Source organism: Segetibacter sp. 3557_3, assembly GCF_004354985.1.
Classification (GTDB): domain Bacteria; phylum Bacteroidota; class Bacteroidia; order Chitinophagales; family Chitinophagaceae; genus Segetibacter.
In genome coordinates this window covers 13,320-37,007 of sequence record NZ_SMSK01000023.1, presented here as the reverse complement: position 1 = coordinate 37,007, position 23,688 = coordinate 13,320, and the positions used below count along the sequence as shown (strand labels likewise).

Sequence of the window (23,688 nt, the reverse complement as noted above, 5' to 3'; positions counted from 1 at the left end):
TCTTTTAAATAGAACAGGTGTGTTGCAATTTATGTGTGCAGTGCTTTTCAATTGTTTTTTTCTTTGGTCACCAGCAGTTGTTTTTTATAGCATCATCGTTGCCACGCTCGCTTGTACGGCAACGGATTACCAAGCGGTTGCTTAACAACGGTACCAAAAGCCTCCGATCCAATCCACGTTTATGCCGGTGATCCGGTGCCAAATGTCGTTACCTGAAGGTCCCCTACCCCGGCTATCAAGATGCAGCCTGCTTATGTGTTGACACCTTTATTTTGATCTTTTATCGCTTGCTTTTATTTATGAAAGTTAACTTGCCATGTCAGCAGAATAAGGCATCACGCATGTAAGCAATGCCGATCTGAAAATTATTATTATGGCTGTTGTTCCATTAGACGTTGCGCGATTTATGCAGGATTTCACCAGCTATCCGGTTGTCGACGTAAGGTCGGAAGGTGAGTACCTCCAGGCACATATTCCTAATGCAGTATCGCTGCCCCTCTTCAACAATGAGGAGAGAAAAATTGTGGGTACTACTTACAAACAACAAAGCCGCGAGGAGGCGATCAAATTAGGCCTCGACATTCTCGGAGGTAAAATGCGGAAAATGGTAGAAGCCGCAGAGCAGATCACTGCTGACCCCGAAAATTACCAGAATACGAAAAAGCCTTTACCTGGTCAGCACGACAACAATAAAAAAACCATTGTTGTGCATTGCTGGCGTGGCGGTATGCGTAGCGGCGGGGTGGCATGGCTGCTCGACCTTTATGGTTTTAAAGTATACACCATTGCAGGAGGATACAAAGCATATCGAAACTGGGTATTGCAACAATTTAGCAAGCCATATCATTTTCGCATATTGGGAGGTTATACCGGTAGTGGTAAAACACCCACGCTATTAAAAATGAAAGGGGCAGGCGCGATAACCATAAATCTTGAAGGACTTGCCCATCACAAGGGTTCTGCATTTGGCAGTATGGGAATGGCCAAACAACCCTCGCAGGAAATGTTTGAAAATACATTGGCGACAAACCTGGCATGGGCAACAAAATCACTCCAGCGTAGCAAGCAAAATCCTGAAGATACAGATGACATGCCCATCTGGCTCGAAGACGAAAGTCAGCGAATTGGTAACGTAAATATTCCCGGCGAGCTTTGGCAAACGATGCGCTCTGCCCCGGTTTTCTTTTTAGACATCCCGTTTGAACAACGCCTGAAACACATTGTTGAAGGCTATGGCAAGTGCAGTAAAGAAGAACTGATCAACTCCATAATCCGGATTAAAAAACGGCTGGGTGGCCTGGAAACAAAAGAAGCGGTGAACTATTTGCTTGAAGATGACATCGAAGGTTCCGCGCGAATCCTACTCAGTTATTACGATAAACTTTATGCAAAGGCCCTTACCAACAGGTCCACACCCGGCACCAATATTCAAACCATTTTTTGCACTGAAGTAGATCCCGCCACCAATGCGCAAAAAATCTTAAACTTTAAACATGATTGAAAAGGTACGACTGACACAATACTCACACGGTGGTGGATGCGGTTGCAAGATTGCACCAAATGTTTTGGAAGAAATCTTGAAAACCAACATTGCTGCACCTGATAATGGCCGGCTGCTCGTAGGCAATCACAGCAAAGACGACGCTGCGGTTTATGATCTTGAAAATGGCACCGCATTAATCAGCACAACCGATTTTTTTATGCCCATTGTCGATGATGCATTTGATTTTGGCAGGATCGCCTCAGCCAATGCCATCAGTGATGTGTATGCGATGGGCGGACAGCCAATACTGGCTATTGCGATCCTTGGCTGGCCCATTGGAAAGATTGCACCTGAGGTTGCTCAAAAAATAATTGAAGGTAGTCGCAGTATATGCCGCGAAGCGGGCATCCCGCTTGCCGGCGGTCATAGTATCGACAATCCCGAACCCATCTTCGGACTCGCTGTAAGTGGTTTGGTTAACATCGAACACCTTAAGCAAAACAATACTGCACGTGAAGGCGATCAATTGTTTCTCACCAAAGCCTTAGGGGTCGGCATATTATCTACTGCACAAAAACGCGGTGCCCTATCAACGGAAGATGCAGATAAAATGATTGCGCAACTCACCACGCTAAATAAGATTGGGGCTGCCCTTGGAAAGATAAACGGGGTTTCAGCAATGACAGATGTTACCGGTTTTGGCTTACTGGGGCATGCTATTGAAATGGCGGAAGGCAGCAATCTGTCGGCAACTTTATACCTTGACAAGGTAGTTATTGCCAACGGTGTGCAAAGCTATCTTGCACAAGGCATCATGCCTGGCGCTACAAAACGCAACTGGGAGAGTTATGGTCACAAGGTCCGTTTTGAGAACGGCATTAATGAAGCGGAAGCACGCAATATATTGCCCGATCCACAAACCAATGGTGGTTTACTGGTTGCCGTTCAACCCGGAGCCGTTGAAGAAGTGGTGGCCTTGTTCAAATCAAACGGGCTTGATGGGTTCACTACACCAATTGGTACCATTACCCAGCAATCACCTGATGTAGTCACCGTAAAACAGCATCATTAAGTTATCCATCCATGTTCCTGAAAAACCAATTCATATGAAATGTTTTTTACTCCTCCTTCTCATTTACAGCGCTGCAATCTCCAATGCACAGCAACCTGCGGTTATAAAGGCCGGCACAACCCTACTGTACCGGATGGATGTAAGTGATCGTCATTTCGACGTTGAGGTAGTTGTAAAATCGGTAAGTCCGTTTGCCTATCAATGGCGTATCATCGACTCGGCAAATGCAACCGGCAGTATTCAACACACCGAACAGGGCAGCCGCTCCGCTAACTTTTTAAATGCAGCTTTCGTACCTGGAGATCTTTCGATGAATGATAATACCAGCAGTTTGATCCTGTCTACAAATACTTACCGTAGCGCCGGCAAACGGAATCGTAAACCATTTAAGTTGCAGTTAAAACAGGGGGTGGAAACTTTAGTGAGAACGGTTGAAAGCAGTAAGGTACAGGTAAAGCTGAACGGACAAGTTACTGATCTAAAAACACTCAGGATTAAGCCCGTTGTTAAATTGGCTGGAAAGTACATCAGCACCGGCGAAGAACTTATTTCAGTTTACGACTCACGGGAGCTACCCATAATCATTCAGCTTCGCAATGGTTATTACCTCGAATTACTCGAAATAAAACAACCATAATCTGCAACCGTCGCTTATGCCTTAGCTGAGAAGATTGAATCAATTTGCTTCGCGAGTTCGTGGTCTTTTTCTGTTACCGTATTACCGGCATCGTGTGTGCTTAACCAGATTTCTACCTTATTATAAACATTCGTCCATAATGGATGATGGTCCATTTTTTCGGCGGCTAATGCTACCCTGGTCATAAATGCGAAGGCTGCGCTGAAATCGTCGAACTGGAATTTGCGGTGCAATTGCTTATCTGTTTCCTGCCACATATTCGTTGTTTTGATTACCGGATAATACTACAACTAAAAGTCGACAAGCAACGGCCTTAATATCAGTTTAAAATATCAGTCGCTCCCTGCTCCTGATCTTTTCATTGGTAAGCTCTGCTACCAATTGAACCCTGTTTATCGACTTGATCGACGATGTTATACCAAGAACCTTCGTATCATCAACAAGGTCGTATTTCATCAACCATAAGAAATCCATGTGTTTAAAATCGGGCAGCAGGTATTCACCATCGTTTTGGTTTACATAAAGAAAGTGGGTGAGGTTGCTGTGCGGTTCGATATACTGGTATACGGAAAAGTAGTATGATCGGGTCTTCTTACGGATTTGTATTTCCACGTCGGTATTAAGTCGAAAATTGTAACCGAGCAGGCTGTTCAATTGCCAGCAAAAAGAGTAATCTTTTATTGGTGCCATTATCCCCAGCAAACGGGTGTCGCTGAAGAAGTCATCCGTCATGGAGTCAATGTCGAGTTGCAGTTTCATGTTTTCCCTGGTGCCGAATTAAAGTTCAGTTCGTATAGCTTCTGTAGGGATTTTCAGCTTTTTTAAACCGGGAACGTTTTCTGTTTCGTTAAATGCCTTTTTATATTTCTTGACCAGCTTCCGGTCAGCATTTTTCAAATCTTTCTTGTCTATTACATTGAGGTACTTAAACGAACCCAGCAGTTCAAGAATAAATTCGTTTTTCGCTTTATCCTTTATTTCTATAATCAGTGTTTTCATATAACATTAGTTTATTGGAATTGAACATCCACCGTTTTTTCTGAATTCGAACGTGAATAGCGAAGCCTCGTATTATCGCCTTTCTTGAAGGAAGATAGCGCCTTCATATAACTGTTGATTTCATTGATCTTATAATCTCCCAGTTGCAGAATGATGTCACCAGCCTGCAGGCCGGCTTTTTCTGCAACCTTGTTCGGACTAACCCCATCCACCCTTAACCCGTTACCTGTAAAGCTATAGTCGGGCATAATACCAAGGGTAACCGAAAAAGCGGTCATGTTCATTTGCTGTTCCGAAGTTTTGTTAAACGCAAGTTTGCCGCGGGCATCTGTGGCCTCAATAACGCGCTGAATGTATTTTACAATATTAACTTCCGCACTCAGGTTTATTTTATCCCAATCATCCGAGGCTTTATGGTAATCGCTGTGTATGCCGGTAAAGAAAAACAATACCGGAATATTTTTCCGGTAAAATGCCGCATGGTCACTGGGACCGCTTCCAGTACTATCAAAACGAACCGAGAGGTTTTTGTCGGTAATGCTGGTAAACACGTTGCCCCAAACAGGTGATGTGCCGTAACCACCAATGGTTAATTTTTGTTCGGGAGTGTAGCGGCCAACCATATCCATGTTGATCATATAGTTGATGTTGGTGCTATCGGTGCCAGCATTATCCAACCAGTATTTGCTTCCGAGTAAACCCAGTTCTTCGCCGGAAAATGTGATAAACAGGTAATTGTTGTTTTTACTTTTTGATCCTGCAAGCAAGCGGGCAATCTCTAATACTGCTGCTGTTCCGCTGGCGTTATCGTCGGCTCCGTTACGAATAACTTTACCCGTATCAAGCGCATTGCCGTTTTCACCCCAACCCAAATGATCGTAGTGGGCCCCGATAACAACGGTGTTTGCCGCGTTGTTATTAAGGTAACCAATAACATTGTGTGCTGTTGCCTGCTTCCGTTGTAGCTTGACGTTTAAGGCTATGTCGAGGGTTGCAGACCGGTCTGAGAAATGCCGGTTCATCCCTTCCCTTGTAATATACACCACCGGAATTTTTGCAAGCTGGGTAGTATCACGTTTGTTGAAACTGATATTGTCAACCAGGGTGCTGCTGTTAAAAACAACCAAAGCTGTTGCACCTCTGGCAGCTACTTTGGCAGCTTCTTTTACCAATGCGTCCCCGATATCGAAATGAGGGTTAGTCTTGTTATTTTCCAACATATCTTTTACATCGGTAAACCATGGTTCACCAGACTCGCGGAAAGTAATTGCTGCACTGCCTTTAACAGATTTGCCTGGGCTGAAAGCAAGAGGGATAAATTCGGTGTTTACCTGTAGCGGTTTTTCGTTCACCCGGAAGTAAGTACTGCTTTCGATTTGTTTTCCCTCATCTACCGGGAAAGCCTGGATATAGCCTTCTGTTCCCCGTGGCTGAAGACCAATGGTTTTAAACTGTTCGCTAATGTATTGCATTGCCAGTTCCTCCCCTTTCGAGCCCGCCTGACGACCTTCCAGTTTATCATCGGATAGGTAAACGATATGGGACTTGAGGTTGGTGAGGATTTTTTCGTCAGCTTTTCGCTGTTCCTCAATAACACGTTTTTGTTTTCTGCTTTGCGCACCAGCCATTACGGGAGCAAAAACGAGTAAGAGCAGCCACTTCTTCATGGGTTGTTTTATTGAATGGCATATGAAAGCAAATGTAATGCCGTTAAGCGGTAAGTCAAATCGGGCGAACAGGGATTGTTGTCAACTTAATATAGATTATGATTTTGTGTTGCTCTCCCGGCTGGCCAATGTACCAACAGTTGAGCGTCGCCCGTCCGAATGGTGCAGCCGGGCCGGCAACCGGGCTTTATCAAAGGTTCCATGTTGGTAACACAATCTTAAATCTCCGGATCTCGTAACGTTTGTTGGTTGTGTCGGTCTACTTTTGCCGCCGCTTACATGGGGGAAACTGTTTTAAATATTGCATTGGTGGGGAATCCGAATAGCGGAAAGTCTTCGATGTTCAATGCATTAACCGGGTTGAACCAGAAAGTAGGCAATTTTCCGGGCGTTACCGTTGACAAAAAAACGGGTAAGCTCTCGCTAGATTCAGGTCAGACCTGCAACCTGATCGACCTACCCGGCACCTACAGCCTTTACCCCCGCCGTGCCGATGAGTGGGTTTCTTACAAAGTTCTGATGAACGTTGATGACGAGGTTAAACCAGACATGGTCATCCTTGTTGCTGACGCCAGTAACCTAAAACGGAACCTGCTATTTTGCTCCCAAATCATCGACCTTCAGATACCCGTTGTGGTTGCACTGACCATGATGGACCTTGCAAAAAAACGTGGAATTGAAATCGATGTCGAGGAACTGGAAAGGGAACTTGGTGTTGCCGTTATCCCGGTTAATCCCCGCAAAAACAAAGGACTTCCCCAGCTTAAGAAAGCACTGGTTCAAACAGTTAAGCAATACCGGCCACCCGTAAAAGATTTTATTGGCATCAGGTCGCTTGCGGAAAAGCCGGTGCAGCGGGTACAATTACTTCTTCCGGGCCTGAGCGATTATGGTGCGATCCACTACCTCATCAATCATGAGCATTTTCCGTTGAAAGCTGGTGTGCAGGAGCAAATTGAGGGTATAGAGCTGGATAATCATTTTAACCCAACGAAGCTACAGGCAGAAGAGATTATGCAACGGTATGGTCGTATCCGCCAGATCATGCAGCAAAGTGTGGTGGAAGCTGACCCATTGCAAAAAAAGCTGGCAACAGAAAAACTCGACGACGTTTTGCTTGATCGGAAATGGGGTTACCTGATCTTACTTGGTGTACTTTTCCTGCTGTTTCAAAGTATCTTCTGGCTTGCTCAATACCCGATGGATGCGATTGAGTGGTTTTTCGCACAAACAGCAACACTGGCTAACCGGGTACTGCCTGCCGTGTGGTGGAGCGACTTACTGGTTAATGGATTTTTGGCCGGCCTGAGCGGGATCCTGTTGTTTGTTCCGCAAATCATGATCCTTTTCGGGTTGATCACCATCCTGGAGGATACCGGCTATATGGCCAGGATAAGCTTTCTGAGTGATAAGCTCATGCGGAAGGTTGGACTGAACGGTAAAAGCGTGATGCCAATGATCAGCGGGCTTGCCTGTGCTGTGCCTGCTATCATGAGCGCCCGCAATATTGAAAACCGAAAAGAGCGACTGCTCACCATTCTTGTAACACCATTAATGAGTTGCAGTGCCCGCCTTCCGGTATACACCATTCTTATCAGCCTCGTGATACCGAATAAGTTTTTCCTGGGCTTCCTTAGCCTGCAGGGGTTGGTGATGATGGGTCTTTACCTGCTGGGTACGGCAATGGCACTTATTGCCAGTTATGTATTCAAATGGATGATTAAACTTAAAGAAAAGAGCTTCTTTATTCTTGAACTCCCCCTGTATCGCGCTCCCCGTTGGAAGAATGTTGGCGTGACCATGGTGGAAAAGGCTAAAATCTTTGTGGTTGACGCCGGTAAAATTATTATGCTGATTAGCCTGCTGCTTTGGTTTTTAAGCAGTTTTGGTCCGGGTAACCGTATGGATTCGGTTGTGGCGAAATATGAAACTATGCGGCAACAGCCCGGTGTAAACCACGAGGTGCTCGAAAAAGAATACCGGTCGGAGAAATTAAAGAATTCATATGCGGGTATCCTCGGCCGGTCTATTGAGCCTGCGATCCGACCACTGGGTTTCGACTGGAAAATAGGTATCGCGTTGATTACCTCGTTTGCTGCACGCGAAGTGTTTGTAGGCACGATGGCCACATTGTACAGCGTGGAAGATGACGATGAAAGTGCCTCTCTTCGCCAAAAGATGCAATCGGCTGTAAGAGAAGATGGGCGGAAAGTTTACACCCTCGCTACCGGGATAAGCTTAATGGTTTTTTATGTGTTGGCGATGCAGTGTATGAGTACCCTGGCAGTAACCAAACGCGAGACCCGCACCTGGAAATGGCCAATTGTTCAACTGGTCTATATGACCGGGCTTGCTTACCTCATGAGCCTGCTGGTGTACAATCTCATGCGTTAGAAATTTTAGGTCAATAAAAAATCCCTCCGCTTTCACGAAAGGATTCTGAGATGGGCGGGCTCCCCCCAATACGTGCGGCGCAGCCCTCGTCCCAACTTCAACCAAGTTTAATCTATAAAGCTCAGAAATGATGTCATGGGATTGATGATGTCGTTATGAGAAGGCGGAGTGCTTGCGGGAATAATTCTCGCTTCTACCTTGTCAATAGCAACAGGTTTTGTTTCTTCGGGCTTATACCGGTACGTAGAGTCAGTACCGTTAAGTTCTTTTTTCATCCGGTCGAGCTCGCGCTGTTTTTCTTCGATGCTTTTCCTGATCTCTTCCTTGTTGCGATTCAGTTCCTCTATCTCGTTCATCTCATCTGCCGGTTGATCTTCTTTGTCTTTCTTGTCAACCCGCTCAAGGCCATTGGTGGTCATAATGTATTCAACATTGTCATCCCACCTTTCGAAGTCGGTCCATTCATCGTCCCAATCGTTATGACGATCGTTGAAGTGGAAATAATTCAGCTTGCGGCTAACGCTGCGATCAATTTTAATTCTTTTACCTACCGGAACCTGGATGGTCATGATTACGCTCTGGTTACGGAAGCGGGTGCCACGGGTCAGGGCAAAACCCCTCGCGAGAGAAAGAACGCTATCGCGCTGATCTACCCGGTAAGAGATGCTACGGGCATTGTTGAGTGCTGTTCTGTCGTCGCCAGCATTGCTGCTTTTAATTGCATAAGCGTGGTATCCGCTGTCGGGGCTTTTTACAATTCTTACCCGTACATTATTCAGGTAAATGCTGTCATCCGTCATACTAAGAAGACCATCCATTTTAAACCACCTGCCATATACTTTTGATGCACCATCGGGAACACTTACCAACAATTTACCGGATGTAGGCTGGATGAGGGTGTACTCCTGCCGTTCCCGGGCAACTGTACTAAAATCGTGGGCGATGGATGCGGCTAAAATGATCCCGCAAAACAGGCCGATTACCCAAAGACCGGCAAACATATAACCCAGGTATTTGTTCTTGGATTTTACCCCGATTATGCGACGGATGATCCAGGTGAAGAATGCTATTACAGGTGCTCCAAGAAACAAAAGCAGTGTTGCCCAGGCAAGGAAGTTTTGCCAAAATCCCTGCAGGAAAAAGTCTTTCAGCGGGAACACGCTAACGCCACCAATCATAAGGCCAAGCAGGGCCATCAACAAGGCAAATACCACGATCCCTGCAACGAACAAAAAGAATGCTTTGAACAGGATACCAATGGCGTTTCCAAGACGGTTACCTGTGCGACGGGCAACAGGTGCGACTTCTGATGCAAAAGCTTCGCTGCGTTCCTGTGCGGTTGTTTTAAACTCTTCGCCCCAGGCGGTTGCCTTTTGTTTGAATTCGGTACCAACACGCTCAGCACGCCCACGAAAACCTTCCATTTCCACCTTTACCGTGTTTGCAATGCTGTTCAGGTCCACCTTTTCGCCGCGCATTTCCAACTTTTCAGTGGCACTGTTTGCTTCGGGAATTACAATCCAAAGAATGATATAGATTACCAGCAGGCTACTACCAAATGATCCGAAGATTACTGCAGGAAACGGGTTATAGTCGAAAAAAGCATTCTGAAAAACAGAAGTAATTACGCCAAAAATCAGGGGCAATGCGAATATTATTCTTGGAACCCAGACTTGTATATTAAAGTAAGAGGCCAGGCCGCCGGCAACACCCCCGATAACCCGGTCGTCGGGATTACGATATAGCCGTTTTTTCAGATTTGCTTCGAGGCCTTTTGCCGGAAGCACGATCCACAAAACAATATACAGTACAAAGCCAAGTCCGAAACCACCCAGGGTGATAATAGCGAACAGTATCCTAACGATGGTAGGATCAACCCGCAGGTAGGTTGCTGCGCCTGAACAAACACCGCCCAGTAAACGATCATTAAGATTGCGGTATAACCTTCCACGTGGTTCAGCAGTCCGGTTATCTGAAGCATACGACCCCTGCTGCGCATTTCCGCCGAGTTGAGCCTGAACCTTTGTTTCATCGTCATCAAAATCCTCCGGACGACCCATGCTATTGATGATGGTTGTTACATCAGCTTCAGTAATGCAGGTACTTCCCTTTTTGAGGATCTCGCTGAAAAGTTCAGCTATCCGGCTTTCGATATCGTTTATGATCTCATCTTTTCCTTCTTCCGTTGCGAAAAATATACGCAGGCTTTCCACGTATTGTTTAAGCATGTCGTAGGCAGACTCCTCTATGGGGATGATCCTGCCCTGGAAGTTTATATTGATTACTTTTTTCATTTTCAGCGCTTTAGTTGGTTAAAGTTGGTGTGAGTTCGTCTTCGGCTCCCGATCGCGCCGTGAGAGCATTTACGGCATTGGCAAGCTCGTTCCATGTTGCTTCAAGCTCCTGATAAAAGGCAAGTCCTTTGTCAGTCATGCTAAAGTACTTGCGTGGCGGGCCGCTGTTGCTTTCTACCCAGCGGTAGGTTAACAGGTCGGCGTTTTTAAGACGGGTCAGCAGTGGGTAAAGAGTGCCTTCCAGTATATTAAGGTTGGCAGCTTTCATTTTTTCCACAATGTCACTGGGGTAAGCTTCCCCCTGGCGAATTACGGATAAGATGCAAAACTCTAGTACCCCTTTCCGCATTTGACTTTGTGTATTATCAATATTCATCTTAGGGGATTTTTAAATGGCTACTCATTGATCTGGCAAAGAGGTGAACCGTGAATAAATTTTTGAGTAATCGTTTGGTGTTGAACAACCAGCAAACCAAATGGCCCGTTGGTGAACTGTACACCTGCTGGATTTTTCATCTGAACTATTGTTTGGCTTAATGAGTGTTTCATAATGACATAACAAAGATGCACAACTTTTCAATACTATGCAATACAAAGTACCATATTTTTTTTAGTAGCTGGCGGTGTTCAATAATAGGCAAGCTATGAAACTCTTTGCTAGTGGGGGTTTCGACCAAAATGGAGATAAAAGTGGAACAGCCGGTTTTCGGATAAGCGGTAGAAGAGTGCGGATGAGCGGGAGCGTGTGCTGTGTAATAAAATAAACGCAGCATATAAAACCCGGCTTAAAAAAGCTTAAGCCGGGTTAAGGGGACTTTAATTTATTTGCGCCAGTCAGCAGGGTATATTTGAAGCTTCTACCCCCTTTTGTATTCTAAACCTTTATCGACCAGGTCGAACTTTAAGATCCATATCCCTTGGGACCATCCGGGGGACTCCTCTTCATCCATCAGATGCGAGTAACTTTTGTAAAGCATAGGAAAGTGCGCCGGGATCCTAAAAGCGTATGCGGGAAAGCCGTTCAACGGCATCCGAGAGGGTTTGTTCTTTCTTTGCAAAGCAAAACCTGAGCACATTATTGTCGTTTCCGTTTTGGTAAAACACGGATACGGGAATGCTCGCTACCTTATACTCCTTTGTAATCCTGATCGCCAGTTCCCGGTCGTTTTCATTCGTAAGACCAGCATAGCTGTAACACTGAAAATAGCTACCATAACTGGGAAGCGGCTTGAACGGAGTTGCCTTCATCAATTCTCCAAAATAATCACGCTTTTTTTGCATAATCGCGCCAAGTGCCAGGTAGGCAGTTTCGTTCGAAAGGTAATTAGCAATCCCAACCTGCGACGGGGTATGACAGCTAAAACAATTAAACTGGTGCACTTTCCTGAAGTCTTTCATTAAGTCGGGGGCTGATATACAGTATCCTAATTTCCAGCCTGTGCAGTGGTATGTTTTACCAAATGAAAAGCATACAAAACTTCTTTCAAGTAAATCGGGGAACCGAAGAATACTTTGGTGATCAAGCCCATCGAAGATCAGGTGTTCATAAACCTCATCACTCAGGATGAGAATATTCGTACCTGTTACAATAGATCTCAGCTCCTCGATGTCAGTTGCACTCAATACACTACCCGTTGGGTTGTGCGGGGTATTTAACATGATCATCCTTGTGCGGCTATTTATTCGTTTGCGCACCTCCTGCCAGGGAATGGAGTAGTCTGGAAAACTCAGCGGTACCAGCACCGGGGTGGCCCCGTTAATCACTACATTAGGGATATAACTATCATAGGCAGGCTCAAAAATGATGACTTCGTCGCCCGGCTGCAGAATCGTGGTAAGCGCAGTGTAAATGGCATACGTTCCTCCAGGTGTAATGGTTATGTCCGTATCCGGGTTTATGGTTGTTGCATAAAGCCGGGCTACCTTTTCTGCAATCCGTTCGCGCAGCAACGGCAGGCCATTCATGTGCACATATTGGTTATCGCCACGCTTCATCGCCTCGTCAACAAGTTCCACCAGTTCCTCGCTCATCATGAAGTCAGGAAAGCCTTGCCCAAGATTAACTGCATCATTTTGCAAAGCAAGTTGACTCATAACAGTAAATATCGTTGTGCCTACATCGGGGAGTTTGCTGGTGAGGTTGTAATTCACGACTAAAGTTTAGCCAAATGTAGGGGTAACACATCAGGTATACATTAGTGCATTACGTATAATACTAAATCGTTGCGGAAGAAACGTGAAGGCCGGGGGTAAAGCGTGTATACGGTTCTGCCCGTTAAGGTTATTCACGCTAATCCATGCTGAAGTTTGATGGGGTAAATAAGCAATAACAGTTAGTATGGAAACAAAAATCTAAAACAGCAAGGGTGCATCTTTTGACCGGAACCCTAAAATTGACAATGATGTGATCAGCAGGTAACTCGTTGAGAAAACCAAACGGTTCAAAGTTTAATGCTTTGAAATTCAGTAGAATTGTTTTTCTACACACGCTGTACAAACGTACAGCGTATGCAAAAAAAAGGTTTTTCGGATAGTTGGATAGGAGTGGCTAAACCAGGATAGTAGATTCTAAACTTCAGTATAAAATCTGTACAGAGTAGAAACGAGCCCCTATTTCATTAATTGCCGGGTTATTCTATCGGGGTATTCGTTAACCCGATTGGAGCTATGATCATTTGTAACCGGTTCGGGGTTTTAAGCAGTACGGAAGAAAGTTGATTAGCCAAAAGCTGAGAACAAGTTTGGCAGTAGCAAGAAGGTTAGTGAAGTAAATTGATTAGAGATGGCCGTGACGGCAGAGACAGGTACTGGCACTCAGTTATGGCGGCGAAAGGTTGACCAGCGAAAACCAGGGGCAATCATTTACGACTACAGTCGGATGAATAAGTAGTTTTTTGTACCAGGCATTAGGTACTTTGTGCTGCATCGTTGCCCGTCCGAATGACTTCAGCCGGGCGGACGTCGCACTCTTGTACCGTAATAGTTCTACTCGGCAACTTAGGGTTACAAGGCAATAGAAAAACGACGATGCAATAGTACCCTTAAGTTTGACCTGGTAAGTTTGCTCAACGCACACACACGTAGAAAGCTTGGTAGCAGTAAAGCGCTAAGCCCGTCGTGGTTGTTAGTTAAAACACCAGCTCACCTGCATAGCGCTTCAATTCAATTTCAGCGAGCTTGGCATTATACGAAAGCTCTACAAGTCTAAACCCAGCCTCCACAAAAGTCCGCTGTGCTTCGCGTACATCCACAACAGTACCAACACCCAACTCAAATCTTTTTTGCACGAGGCTTAAAAGATCCGCAGCGGTTTTATTATTGGCTTTCTCCTGTTGAAGCCGGCTAAGGTTATTTTGATATGCCTGCCATGCCCGTACAACCATTCCCTGGAGATTGTTGTACAACGACTCGCGCGTTATCCGGGCATTTTTAGTGTCGATCTCTGCTACACGAAGCTGTCGCTTATTAAAGCCCCCGTTGAATATGGGTACCTGGAGATTTAGCCCGAGAAATGGTCCCGTATTTTGGTTCAGCAGGGTGAAGCCCGCAGTACTCCTGCTCTGTGAAACATTGTATCCCCCGTTCAGTGCAACCGATGGGTACCGTAGTGCATTTACTTCGCGAGCCAAAAATTCAAATACCCGCACCTGCTCATCCGCCGACAACAATTCCGGGTTCAGGGGAAGTTTGGCCGTGACGTTTGCAAGGTTCATTGCCGTGTCGATGATAATTGTATCCCTGATCTCAATAGCACTGTCCGGCCTTAAGGTAAGCAGGGTTAACAGGTCGCTTTTTGATTGGTTTAATACCAGTTCCTGCGAGCTAAAGTCCTGCCGGGTCGCGTTAAGATCAAGTTGTGCCTGGTAAGTATCTGCATTATTTGCAAGGCCAACACTTTGCCTTGCCTGCACGAGGTTTAACCGCTGAAGGGTAACATCTATAGACTGCCGGAGCGTTTGTAAATAGCCTTGCTGGCGAACGATTTCGTAGTACTTGGCCATCACATTGGCCATTACCGTTTGTACCTCTACATTAACCAGGTGCTCGCTTTGCTTTTCGAGCGCTTCGAGTCTGCCCCGGGCGGCTATTACCCGGAAGCCGTTGAAGAGGACATAGGTTCCCGAGATGCTTCCATTTAGTGAATTGTTTTGGTTTCCACGCCGTTTGGTAACGGTACCATTGCTCAGTTCCTGCCGGAGATTGGTAAGCGATTGGTTATTGTTTAGTGAGCCGGTGACTTCGGGCAGTCCACCGGCAACACTGATGTGGTTGCTGATGATTGTTCCTTCCAATGTGTTCCTTGCAATCCTGATATCGAGGCTACGCTCCAGTGCAATATTGATGGCTTGTTCAAGTGTCAGTACCTGCGCTTCGGCCCTTGAGAATCCAGACAACAAGAGGGCCGCTAATACAAATCGCTTCATCTAATTTATTTTATTCCGGGAGTCTTCGTCCAGTTAAACAGTTTCTAATAATTTTTCTTCCTCTAATTTCTCCTGACGATGCACTTCATCATATTCCTTGTTGGTGTCTTTCTTATGCTTACCCGACATAAATGTATAGATCGCAGGAATTACGAGCAAAGTAAGCAAGAGCGAAAACAAAATGCCACCTACAACTACAATTCCCAGTGGGATACGGCTGGTAGAAGCGGCACCAAGACTTAGTGCGATCGGTAACGCACCAAGCGCTGTAGCCAGACTGGTCATTAATATAGGACGCAAACGCTGAGCTGATGCTTCCAGCACAGCCTGAACTTTTGGTATGCCGGCCTCCCTCTTTTGGTTGGCAAATTCTACGATCAATATCCCGTTTTTAGTTACCAGCCCAATTAACATGATCATACCGATCTGGGAGAAAATGTTCAGGGTTTGACCAAACAGCCAGAGGCTAAGCAAGGCACCCGCCAATGCCAGCGGTACGGTAACCATGATGATAAACGGATCGGTGAAACTTTCAAATTGTGCCGCAAGTACCAGGTAGATCAACACAAGTGCAAGTCCAAAAGCAAACGCCGTATTTGAAGAACTTTCCGCATAGTCCCTCGATGGACCGCTAAGCGAGGTTTGGAAGCTCTCATCAAGCAGCCTGGCGGCTATCGCCTGCATGGCTTTAACCCCGTCGCCGATGGTTTTGCCTTCGGCAAGCGAAGCCTGCATCGTTGCAGATTTAAAACGATTGAAGTGGAACAAGGTCGGTGGGTTACTGGTCTCGATCATACTCACAACTGAACTCAGCGAAATGTTTTCACCATTGGCATTACGCACATAGATATTGCTGATGTCGAGTGGTTCATTACGATCTCTTCTTTCTACCTGCGAGATCACTTCGTATTGCCGGCCGTTCATGGTGAAGTAACCAGCCCTGCGTCCACTAAAAGCGCTCTGCACCGCACCACCGATATCACTAATCGATAGGCCAAGGTCTTTGGCTTTAATGCGGTCAATTTCCAATTGTAGTTCGGGCTTATTAAACTTCAGGTTGACGTCGACGTTAGAGAAGGTTTTATCTTTTCTGGCTTCTTCCAGGAAAGTAGGAATAACCTCCTTTATTTTTTCGAAATTCAGGTTCTGAATGATGAACTGAACCGGTAGCGAGCCCCGTCCACCGCCAACAGAAATGGTTTGTTCCTCGATAGGGAACATCCGGGCGTTATTGAAGCGAACAAGTTTCTTCTGAAGATCTTTCGCAATTTCGGATTGACTTCGCTTTCGATCAGCCGGATCAATCAGGGCAAGCCTCAAGCTTCCTGAATTAGAACCGCCCCCACCAAACCCCGGAATAGCACCAAAAACGTAGTCCCGCTCGGGAATAGAGTCGTAAAGGAAGTTAACCAGCTCCCCTCCTACTTTGGTCATGTAATCATAGCTGGCACCTTCCGGTCCGGTAATGTTCAGGCGGATGTTGCTTTTGTCTTCAAGTGGCGCAATCTCGTTTTGAATATTGGAACCGATCAGGTAAATGAGGCCTCCGCAAACAATAACCAACACCCATGCTATCCAACGAACACGTAAAAAACGCGTCAACATATTTTTATAACCGTTTTCCATTCTCTGGAAAAAAGGCTCGGTTCGCTCGTAAAACTTTCCATGACCCGAGTTCTTTTTTGTCATGACCACGTTTAGCACGGGGGTTAATGTTAGCGAAACGAGGGCAGAAACCAGCACCGCACCGGCAACCACCACACCAAATTCCCGGAACAGCCGGCCAACAAACCCTTGCAGGAAAATCACCGGCAGGAAAACAACGGCCAGCGTGATAGACGTGGAGATTACCGCAAAGAATATTTCGCGACTACCTACCAGGGCGGCTTTTCTTACCGACATTCCTTCTTCCAGCTTTCTAAATATATTTTCGGTCACAACTATACCATCATCCACAACGAGCCCTGTCGCCAGCACAATCGCGAGCAGGGTAAGTACATTAATGGAGAAGCCGGCGATGTACATGATAAAAAAGCAGGATACCAATGAGATGGGAATGTCGATCAGGGGCCTGATAGCGATGAGCCAGTTCCGGAAAAAGAAAAAGATTACCAGGATCACCAGCCCCAGTGAAATCAGGAGTGTTTCCTGTACCTCGTGCAACGACTTCCTTACGTTCCGGGTTGTGTCCACCAAAACGTTCATCTCAATGTCCGACTTTTCAGCTGCCTTTATGGATTCAAGCCGCTTGTTAAATTCGTTTGAGATGTTGATGTAGTTGGCACCGGGCTGAGGGATGATGGCCATACCAACGGCATTAACCCCATTGTATCTCCAGCTTGACTCCTCGTTTTCAGGTCCAAGTTCAACTTTAGCTACATCCATAAGGCGAACGATTCCTGCGGAATCCTGTCGCACAATCAGGTTGTTGAAATCCTTTTCGGTAGTAAGCCTTCCCAGCGTTCTGATAATTAATTCGGTGTTACTACCGGAGATTTTACCGGCAGGTAGCTCTACGTTTTCGCGATTTAATGCGTTTTGCACCTCGGTGAACGAAATGTTGTAGCTTGATAATTTATCCGGCTGTAGCCATATACGCATTGCATAGCGCTTCTGCCCGAACATGTTTACCGCACTTACTTCATTAATTGTTTGAAACCTTTCCAGCAACACGTTCTCAGCGTAATCGCTAAGTTCTAAAAGACCCTTTGTGCGACTTTGCACAGCCAGTAGAATAATAAATTCGCTGTTTGCATCCGCCTTGGTTACAATCGGGGGAGCATCAATATCCTGTGGGAGACTGCGCGAAGCCTGGCTCACTTTGTCGCGTACGTCGTTTGCAGCCTCTTCTAACGGTACGTTCAATTCGAACTCTACCGTAATATTACTTCCCCCTGCCGTACTCGACGAGGTAATGCTTTTGATACCTGGAATACCGTTTACGGCTTTTTCGAGTGGTTCCGTAATCTGGGTCTCGATAATATCGGCATTTGCACCCGTGTACGAAGCCCTTACGTTTACAATTGGCGGATCAATTGCAGGGTACTCCCGTACGCTGAGAAACGTAAATCCAACCACGCCAAAAAGCACGATCATTATATTTATAACAGTCGCAAGTACTGGTCGCCTCAAGGATAGTTCTGATATATTCATACAAGTTTTGCTCTTCTGGTTATTAGTTTAGTTCACGCTATACCAAAGGGGGATTGTTGCCTACTTGAAATGGAGGATTGCAAACCGGCCCAATCTGCAGATGGGGTGATGGTTAGTACAATAGCAAAGACCGGATGAAAAGAACCGAATCCGGCACGAGACGGCAGCTATCTCCGCACATACAAATTTTAGAATGCTTACTTTAACAGGTCATCCAGGTTTTTAACACTTCTCACCTTTACAGGCTGGTCAGGCCGGGCGAATAACACCCCGCTTACAACTACAGAATCACCGGGGTTTAACCCCTTTTGCACCTGAACTGCACCCTCCTGGCGTATACCTGTTTGGATATCAATGAATTTTGCTTTCCCACCCTTTACAACAACCACCTGCTTTGCCCGCGCATCAGGAATAATGGCGTTTGCAGGGATCATTATTCCATCTTCGGCGCCTGCATCTACGTACACTTTAACAAAGCTGCCGGGGTTGATCCCCTTGCTATCCTTTAAGCGGGCACGAACAATGACATTACGGGTGGCTGTACTAATCTGTGGTTCTACAGCAATAACAGTGGCGGTTTTCTTCACGGTATCTGTGGCATCAGTTTCTATACGGATTGTATTACCGCGCTTTAATATATTTGAATAGGTCTCAGGCATAGTAAAATCAACCCTGCCATTTTGCATTTGCTGAAGTGTCGCCAATATGGTTTGTGGTGATACATAAGCTCCGGTGCTCACCTGCCGTAAACCGACCACCCCGGTAAATGGCGCCCGGATTACCGTCTTTGCGAGATCCGCCTGGATAATGGATAAATCAGCCCGAAAACTGTTGACCTGGTTAAGCGCGATGTCGTAATCCGACCTGTTTATTCCCTGGATGTCCAGTAGCTTCTTGTAGCGTTCAACCGTTGTTTCAGCTAGTGAAAGCTGAACTTTGATTTTGTTTAACTGTGCCCTTAGGTCGGCATCATTGATTTTTGCGATTACACTTCCTTTTGTAACCGCGGCACCTTCTCTAACATTCAAAAAAGTGAGTCGGCCACTGATTTCCGGCCGAACTTCAACAAACTCCCCTGCAACCACAGTTCCGTTTGCCTCGATGATGTTTGGGATTGTATTAGCAGCAACGATAATCACGTCAACTGTTGTCGGGCCTTGTCCCTGGTTTCTTTTGGGCTCTTCTTTTTGACTTTTACAGGACATCATTAAGGAGGCGGCAAAAACCACAGCCGGGAACAGTTGCTTTATCAATGGATTCATATTAATTAGGGCTTAAAGATAGACAGAATAAGGGCTTGATTGTTCAAATAGGGGCCGTGTTACCTTCCCAATGCACCCAATGTTGAGCGAATGTTTACCGACTGTCGGTGAGGACAATCGTTTTTTCGGCAAACAGAATTTTCGGCTTGTAAGGGGCGGACAAACTAAATTCGGTTTTAAAAATACCTTAACACCGATGTATCTACTATTCCGGAGTATCATCATAGCGGTTTTCGCCTTTTCGGTAATAAAGCCTGCAATGGGCCAGCGAACCGATCGAAAACTGGAGCGGAAACTAAATCAGTTAATTACCGGGTTTAACGGGCAGCTTGGGATTTATGTGCATGACCTTAAGCGAAACAGGATCGTAGGCATCAGCCAGGATACCGTATTCTCAACTGCTAGCATGGTTAAGGTTCCCATTTTAATCGGGATAATGGATAAGTTGAATAGGGGTGAACTTAAATACAACCAGGAAATCATTTATCATGATAGCCTGTTGTATGCAGGTTCTGATATTCTCGGATCCTTTAAGAGCGGCGAAAAAATCGAACTGGGCAAAGTAATCATGCTTATGCTTACCACCAGTGATAATACGGCCAGTTTATGGCTGCAAAACCTGGCCGGAACCGGCAGCCGGATCAACAACCTAATCGATAGTTTGGGCTTTAAGGAAACACGGGTAAATAGTCGCACCCCCGGCAGAGAGTCCATCCGGAGTGTCTACGGCTGGGGGCAAACCACGCCCAAAGAAATGGCTACAATCATGGAACGGATCGTGAAAGGAGAAATTATCAGCGACAGCCTTAGCCAGCGCATGCTGCGACTGCTTGGTCGGAATTTTTGGGACGACAATGCTATTGCACAGGTACCGGCAGATGTATTTGTGGCAAGTAAAAATGGTGCGGTTAACAAATCCCGAAGCGAAGTATTGTTTGTAAACGGTCGCGGACGACGTTATGTGTTCTGCGTGTGCACCCAAAATAATAACGACGAAAGCTGGAATGAGAACAATGAAGCCTGGGTACTTACCCGTAAGATCAGCAAGTTGTTATGGGAACACAATTAAAACCATAGGCCTTAAATGGAGTTGGATTGGTTTAGTTCTTTATCGCCCGAAAACCCTCTTTTGCCTGCCTGGATTCTTGCACCTATACCAATTGCATGCCCTGTGCAAGCCCAGATTAAAAAACCAAGCTCCGGGCATCCGTAGTTTCATGCATTAAAAAATGCTTTAATAATCCTGCCGGCATTATGCTTATAAATGTAATCCGAATCTCTCCCGCCTGTTTAAAATAATTTGTTCTGATGGGGGACCTCGCAAAGCCCGGAGGCAGTCTTGTCGATGATCAATTGCATAAAAGCTAACTTCTATTTACCCCTCTTTTGCTGATTGATGGCGAGCTAAGCACTTGACCGATGGTGCCTTATGCATTTTGCAAGGTTTCGAAGAGCATGGTGAGCATATCGATACAGCCCTCCCCGCATTCAACCCTGTTTCGCATCTATTGCCAGAATGTAATTCCAGCTTTTCGTTATGTAAGCTTAAGTAAGCAGCGCTAATTAATTGAGTGTGTTTACCGCTGGTAACGGCCGGAGATCATGCAACATAAAATGTTGTGGCATTATTATAGTAATGACAAGTTAAAACACTACATTATGAAAAGAATACTATTAGTGCTGCCGTTGGCTATCATCTTGACCAATTGCAGTACCTCACGGAACAGTACGCGTACATCGGGGTCAGGAACTGATACCCAATCTACTACAGGTACAACCAGCACCAATTCTTCAGGCACCTCAACAGGAACTTCAGGTTCAGCTTCCGGTTCTATGGGATCTACCGGTTCAGGAACGACGGGTTCCGGATCGACGGCTTCAGGATCAATGGGAACTACAGGTTCTACCGGTACAACAACTGGAACCGGTTCTTCAGCAAGTGGCTCTGGTGCAATGGGCTCAACTTCAACTGGCTCAGGCTCCACAGGCGCTTCCGGAAGTATGACTGGTTCAGGTTCAATGGGAACCACTGGTTCCGGAACTACAGGATCTTATAACAACCCGGGAACACGTTCTTCCGGATCAAGTTTCAGCAATGTATACGATCCAAATAATTACATGCAAAATCCTGAGAGGTATAAAACCCCAACCGAACTCATCAAAACCGGTGGATGGACTTATAACACAGACTGGCGCGTAAACAAAAACTTTAATGCTGAAGCAGCTGGTCAATGGGAACTCGTACCAACTCCCGAAGTTGCTTCAAACTGGATCGCCGATACCAGCAATCCCGCTAGCTATGCGGCTTATTGGACAGCAGAAGCAGTACAAAAGCGCTACGATGAGAGTATGGCCAGGATAACAGACTCCTTAAACCAGGTTGCAGCAGCAATGGCAGCTGCAGAGGCTGAAACAGCAGCAAGTACACCGAGCAAAACTAAAGGCAGAAGAGGTTCAGGAACAACAGGTACCCGCGGAGCAGCTGGTTCATCATCAATGTCAAACAACTCAGGCGTTACTGATGCAACCGGTTCTACAGGATCAGGTAGCACAATGGGCTCAACAGGTTCAACAACCGGTTCTACAGGATCAGGTAGCACTATGGGCTCAACAGGTTCAACTACGGGTTCTACAGGATCAGGTAGCACAATGGGCTCAACCGGTTCAACTACAGGTTCTATAGGATCAGGTAGCACTATGGGTTCAACAGGTTCTACAGTATCAGGTAGCACTATGGGCTCAACAGGTTCAACTACAGGTTCTACAGGATCAGGTAGCACTATGGGTTCAACAGGAAGCACCAATATGGCGAATAATTCTACAGGTATGGGCGCCGATGCAAACACCACCAGCGGAACAGCGGTAGATAATTCAAATATCTTTATGGCAGTTAACGGCAATCCGTTTGCGATGCCAAAACTGAATATGTTTATTGAAAATGGAAGCTTCACTGGCTATACAGGTCATAACAATATTATGGGCACTATTAAAGTTGAAGGCAATACACTACATTTCAATGAACTGATGCCATCAACCAATATCCAGTCTCATGGTGGTTTTGACCAGGCAGCTTACCTTGATCGTTTACGTCGTGCAGATAGCTACGATGTCACCAACAACCAATTGCGTTTAAAGCAAGGCGACCAGGTGTTACTTGTGTTTGGTAAAAGCACTAAATAAGCACTTATTAATCTTTTGAATATAGAAATAGCCGGCAAATTGCCGGCTATTTCTTTTACGATACGTTACGATTTTGCTTATCAGAAATCGATCGATCAATAATAAAGCTTTTTGTTTTTGGTGGCCGGCTATTTACCGTTGAGGCGACATCCTTGCGACGCTTCCGTTCAACAATTGTTTTTCATAGCAGCTAAACTTTCGAGTTGAACGGGATAATACTGTGGAACCAGCGCATAATATTTAGCTGAAAATTCTCCGTTCCTAAACTGCAATTTATTAAGCATTTATTCCCGCTATTCTGCAATCTTGATGTATAGCTTTTCGGGTGCCTCGGGATAATACTTAAATAGCGCGGGACATAACCACCCTTTCATACCAGTGCCCTCTTGTTGGTACCAGGTCCCGCCCGACTCAATATCAAGTTTATTCAAAATCACATCAGCCGATGGCAAACCGGTATTGTTAAAAAGTACAGTAAACCCCGACTCAGGATTAGAGAGGTGGGCCACTGCTTTATTGATGATTTCGGGGATACCCATTACAAAGGGTTCTTTAACCAAACCAACCCGGTCATCATCGAAGACCCACATGTTTTGGTAACGGTAGGGACGAATGGAGAATATGGCGTTTTGCATACGTTTTTAAAAGAGCAAGGGCAGTAATAATGCCAGCCCTCCACAATTGTTAGCTCATCAGGATTGCCACAATTCTGATGTCAGCAACCATGAACATGGGGAGTTGTGGTCACGATTTAGCAACAATAGCAAGGGCGGCTTAAGCCTTGGCTGTGGCTTATAGCTGGTATTACATTTGCCGCCAGTATAAAAAACTTTATGACCAACGATAACAAAGATCAACAGCAAAGTAACACGTCAAATGAACAGGCACAAAACCAGGAGCCTCAACGGGTACAAAATCCTTTTGAGCCTAATAACAACAAACCAATCTCACAAGAAGATATTGACAACGAGCAAAAGCTGAAAGAAGCAATGAGTGAACGTGATTAAATACTTCTGTTGCGATGCAGGCGATCAATCAACTAACAGATAGAAGCCCAAGTTTACAATTATAAGTACCGCCAGCCCCTACTTGCCCGATACGCCTGTGGTGCGTATAACTTGTA

The 23,688-nt window shown here is 45.7% G+C and carries 18 protein-coding genes; 7 read left to right on the top strand and 11 right to left on the bottom strand.

Going from position 1 to position 23,688, the window contains the following annotated elements; translation table 11 throughout:
- Window positions 1-373 precede the first annotated feature (373 nt).
- From mnmH to EXU57_RS22700, 3 genes are read left to right on the top strand one after another with little or no spacing between them, the layout of a single operon-like run.
- A complete protein-coding gene (gene mnmH / locus EXU57_RS22710) occupies window positions 374-1,501 on the top strand; it encodes a tRNA 2-selenouridine(34) synthase MnmH (protein ID WP_133270561.1) in 1,128 nt (375 codons plus the stop codon).
- Window positions 1,494-2,555 (top strand): selenide, water dikinase SelD, encoded by a 1,062-nt coding sequence (gene selD, locus EXU57_RS22705; protein ID WP_133270560.1) that lies wholly within the window; start codon window positions 1,494-1,496, stop codon window positions 2,553-2,555. The genes mnmH and selD overlap by 8 nt, the downstream gene beginning before the upstream one ends.
- 34 nt (window positions 2,556-2,589) lie before the next feature.
- Window positions 2,590-3,192, top strand: a complete 603-nt coding sequence (locus EXU57_RS22700) for a hypothetical protein (protein ID WP_133270559.1) — start codon at window positions 2,590-2,592, stop codon at window positions 3,190-3,192.
- Window positions 3,193-3,206: 14 nt separating this feature from the next.
- On the opposite strand, the gene EXU57_RS22695 is transcribed toward EXU57_RS22700, so the two are convergent.
- Genes EXU57_RS22695 through EXU57_RS22680 form a run of 4 tightly spaced genes read right to left on the bottom strand, consistent with a single transcriptional unit; the run spans window position 3,207 to window position 5,858 of the window.
- Entirely contained in the window at window positions 3,207-3,464 is a 258-nt protein-coding gene (locus tag EXU57_RS22695) for a 4a-hydroxytetrahydrobiopterin dehydratase (protein ID WP_317130044.1), read from the bottom strand.
- Between the two features lie 52 nt (window positions 3,465-3,516).
- The gene (locus EXU57_RS22690; RefSeq protein ID WP_133270557.1) at window positions 3,517-3,951 is read right to left on the bottom strand and encodes an IPExxxVDY family protein; all 435 of its coding nucleotides are present in this window, start codon (window positions 3,949-3,951) and stop codon (window positions 3,517-3,519) included.
- Between the two features lie 18 nt (window positions 3,952-3,969).
- Window positions 3,970-4,191 carry a hypothetical protein gene (locus tag EXU57_RS22685; RefSeq protein WP_133270556.1) on the bottom strand — a complete coding sequence of 74 codons (222 nt, stop codon included), beginning with the start codon at window positions 4,189-4,191 and terminating at the stop codon, window positions 3,970-3,972.
- An 11-nt stretch (window positions 4,192-4,202) separates the two neighbouring features.
- On the bottom strand, window positions 4,203-5,858 hold the full coding sequence (locus EXU57_RS22680; RefSeq protein WP_133270555.1) for a M20/M25/M40 family metallo-hydrolase: 1,656 nt from the start codon (window positions 5,856-5,858) through the stop codon (window positions 4,203-4,205).
- Window positions 5,859-6,137: 279 nt separating this feature from the next.
- Between EXU57_RS22680 and feoB the strand changes: the two genes are divergently transcribed.
- On the top strand, window positions 6,138-8,252 hold the full coding sequence (feoB, locus tag EXU57_RS22675; protein WP_133270554.1) for a ferrous iron transport protein B: 2,115 nt from the start codon (window positions 6,138-6,140) through the stop codon (window positions 8,250-8,252).
- A 107-nt stretch (window positions 8,253-8,359) separates the two neighbouring features.
- Here the strand turns inward: feoB and EXU57_RS22670 are convergent, their stop codons facing one another.
- From EXU57_RS22670 to EXU57_RS22645, 6 genes are all read right to left on the bottom strand, one after another.
- Window positions 8,360-10,546, bottom strand: a complete 2,187-nt coding sequence (locus EXU57_RS22670) for a PspC domain-containing protein (protein ID WP_133270553.1) — start codon at window positions 10,544-10,546, stop codon at window positions 8,360-8,362.
- A gap of 10 nt (window positions 10,547-10,556) precedes the next feature.
- Window positions 10,557-10,922: a PadR family transcriptional regulator gene (locus EXU57_RS22665; RefSeq protein ID WP_133270552.1), complete on the bottom strand. Its 366-nt coding sequence runs from the start codon at window positions 10,920-10,922 to the stop codon at window positions 10,557-10,559.
- A 620-nt stretch (window positions 10,923-11,542) separates the two neighbouring features.
- The gene (locus tag EXU57_RS22660; RefSeq protein ID WP_133270551.1) at window positions 11,543-12,697 is read right to left on the bottom strand and encodes a methionine aminotransferase; all 1,155 of its coding nucleotides are present in this window, start codon (window positions 12,695-12,697) and stop codon (window positions 11,543-11,545) included.
- A 977-nt stretch (window positions 12,698-13,674) separates the two neighbouring features.
- The gene (locus tag EXU57_RS22655) at window positions 13,675-14,970 is read right to left on the bottom strand and encodes a TolC family protein (protein WP_133270550.1); all 1,296 of its coding nucleotides are present in this window, start codon (window positions 14,968-14,970) and stop codon (window positions 13,675-13,677) included.
- A 33-nt stretch (window positions 14,971-15,003) separates the two neighbouring features.
- Window positions 15,004-18,123, bottom strand: coding sequence for an efflux RND transporter permease subunit (locus EXU57_RS22650; protein WP_133270549.1), 3,120 nt, complete (start codon window positions 18,121-18,123; stop codon window positions 15,004-15,006).
- Window positions 18,124-18,320: 197 nt separating this feature from the next.
- Window positions 18,321-19,385, bottom strand: a complete 1,065-nt coding sequence (locus EXU57_RS22645) for an efflux RND transporter periplasmic adaptor subunit (protein WP_243745695.1) — start codon at window positions 19,383-19,385, stop codon at window positions 18,321-18,323.
- Between the two features lie 196 nt (window positions 19,386-19,581).
- Here EXU57_RS22645 and EXU57_RS22640 point away from each other — a divergent pair, with 196 nt between their 5' ends.
- Both EXU57_RS22640 and EXU57_RS25245 read left to right on the top strand, forming a co-directional pair.
- Window positions 19,582-20,454 carry a serine hydrolase gene (locus tag EXU57_RS22640; protein WP_133270548.1) on the top strand — a complete coding sequence of 291 codons (873 nt, stop codon included), beginning with the start codon at window positions 19,582-19,584 and terminating at the stop codon, window positions 20,452-20,454.
- 590 nt (window positions 20,455-21,044) lie between these two features.
- Complete coding sequence (locus EXU57_RS25245) at window positions 21,045-22,565, top strand: META domain-containing protein (protein WP_165958250.1); 1,521 nt, start codon at window positions 21,045-21,047, stop codon at window positions 22,563-22,565.
- Between the two features lie 293 nt (window positions 22,566-22,858).
- On the opposite strand, the gene EXU57_RS22620 is transcribed toward EXU57_RS25245, so the two are convergent.
- Window positions 22,859-23,200 carry a DUF6717 family protein gene (locus EXU57_RS22620; protein WP_133270545.1) on the bottom strand — a complete coding sequence of 114 codons (342 nt, stop codon included), beginning with the start codon at window positions 23,198-23,200 and terminating at the stop codon, window positions 22,859-22,861.
- A gap of 198 nt (window positions 23,201-23,398) precedes the next feature.
- On the opposite strand from EXU57_RS22620, the gene EXU57_RS25240 reads away from it, so the two are divergent.
- Window positions 23,399-23,572, top strand: coding sequence for a hypothetical protein (locus EXU57_RS25240; RefSeq protein WP_165958249.1), 174 nt, complete (start codon window positions 23,399-23,401; stop codon window positions 23,570-23,572).
- The last annotated feature ends 116 nt before the right edge of the window (window positions 23,573-23,688 follow it).

Bases quoted from the DNA above. Each gene is read 5' to 3' on its own strand.
- EXU57_RS22670 (WP_133270553.1), bottom strand. From the start codon at position 10,546: ATGAAAAAAGTAATCAATATAAACTTCCAGGGCAGGATCATCCCCATA.
- EXU57_RS22650 (WP_133270549.1), bottom strand. From the start codon at position 18,123: ATGAATATATCAGAACTATCCTTGAGGCGACCAGTACTTGCGACTGTT.
- feoB (WP_133270554.1), top strand. From the start codon at position 6,138: ATGGGGGAAACTGTTTTAAATATTGCATTGGTGGGGAATCCGAATAGC.
- EXU57_RS22655 (WP_133270550.1), bottom strand. From the start codon at position 14,970: ATGAAGCGATTTGTATTAGCGGCCCTCTTGTTGTCTGGATTCTCAAGG.
- mnmH (WP_133270561.1), top strand. From the start codon at position 374: ATGGCTGTTGTTCCATTAGACGTTGCGCGATTTATGCAGGATTTCACC.
- EXU57_RS22680 (WP_133270555.1), bottom strand. From the start codon at position 5,858: ATGAAGAAGTGGCTGCTCTTACTCGTTTTTGCTCCCGTAATGGCTGGT.
- EXU57_RS25240 (WP_165958249.1), top strand. From the start codon at position 23,399: ATGACCAACGATAACAAAGATCAACAGCAAAGTAACACGTCAAATGAA.
- EXU57_RS22645 (WP_243745695.1), bottom strand. From the start codon at position 19,385: ATGAATCCATTGATAAAGCAACTGTTCCCGGCTGTGGTTTTTGCCGCC.
- EXU57_RS22690 (WP_133270557.1), bottom strand. From the start codon at position 3,951: ATGAAACTGCAACTCGACATTGACTCCATGACGGATGACTTCTTCAGC.
- selD (WP_133270560.1), top strand. From the start codon at position 1,494: ATGATTGAAAAGGTACGACTGACACAATACTCACACGGTGGTGGATGC.
- EXU57_RS25245 (WP_165958250.1), top strand. From the start codon at position 21,045: ATGAAAAGAATACTATTAGTGCTGCCGTTGGCTATCATCTTGACCAAT.
- EXU57_RS22665 (WP_133270552.1), bottom strand. From the start codon at position 10,922: ATGAATATTGATAATACACAAAGTCAAATGCGGAAAGGGGTACTAGAG.
- EXU57_RS22620 (WP_133270545.1), bottom strand. From the start codon at position 23,200: ATGCAAAACGCCATATTCTCCATTCGTCCCTACCGTTACCAAAACATG.
- EXU57_RS22640 (WP_133270548.1), top strand. From the start codon at position 19,582: ATGTATCTACTATTCCGGAGTATCATCATAGCGGTTTTCGCCTTTTCG.
- EXU57_RS22700 (WP_133270559.1), top strand. From the start codon at position 2,590: ATGAAATGTTTTTTACTCCTCCTTCTCATTTACAGCGCTGCAATCTCC.
- EXU57_RS22685 (WP_133270556.1), bottom strand. From the start codon at position 4,191: ATGAAAACACTGATTATAGAAATAAAGGATAAAGCGAAAAACGAATTT.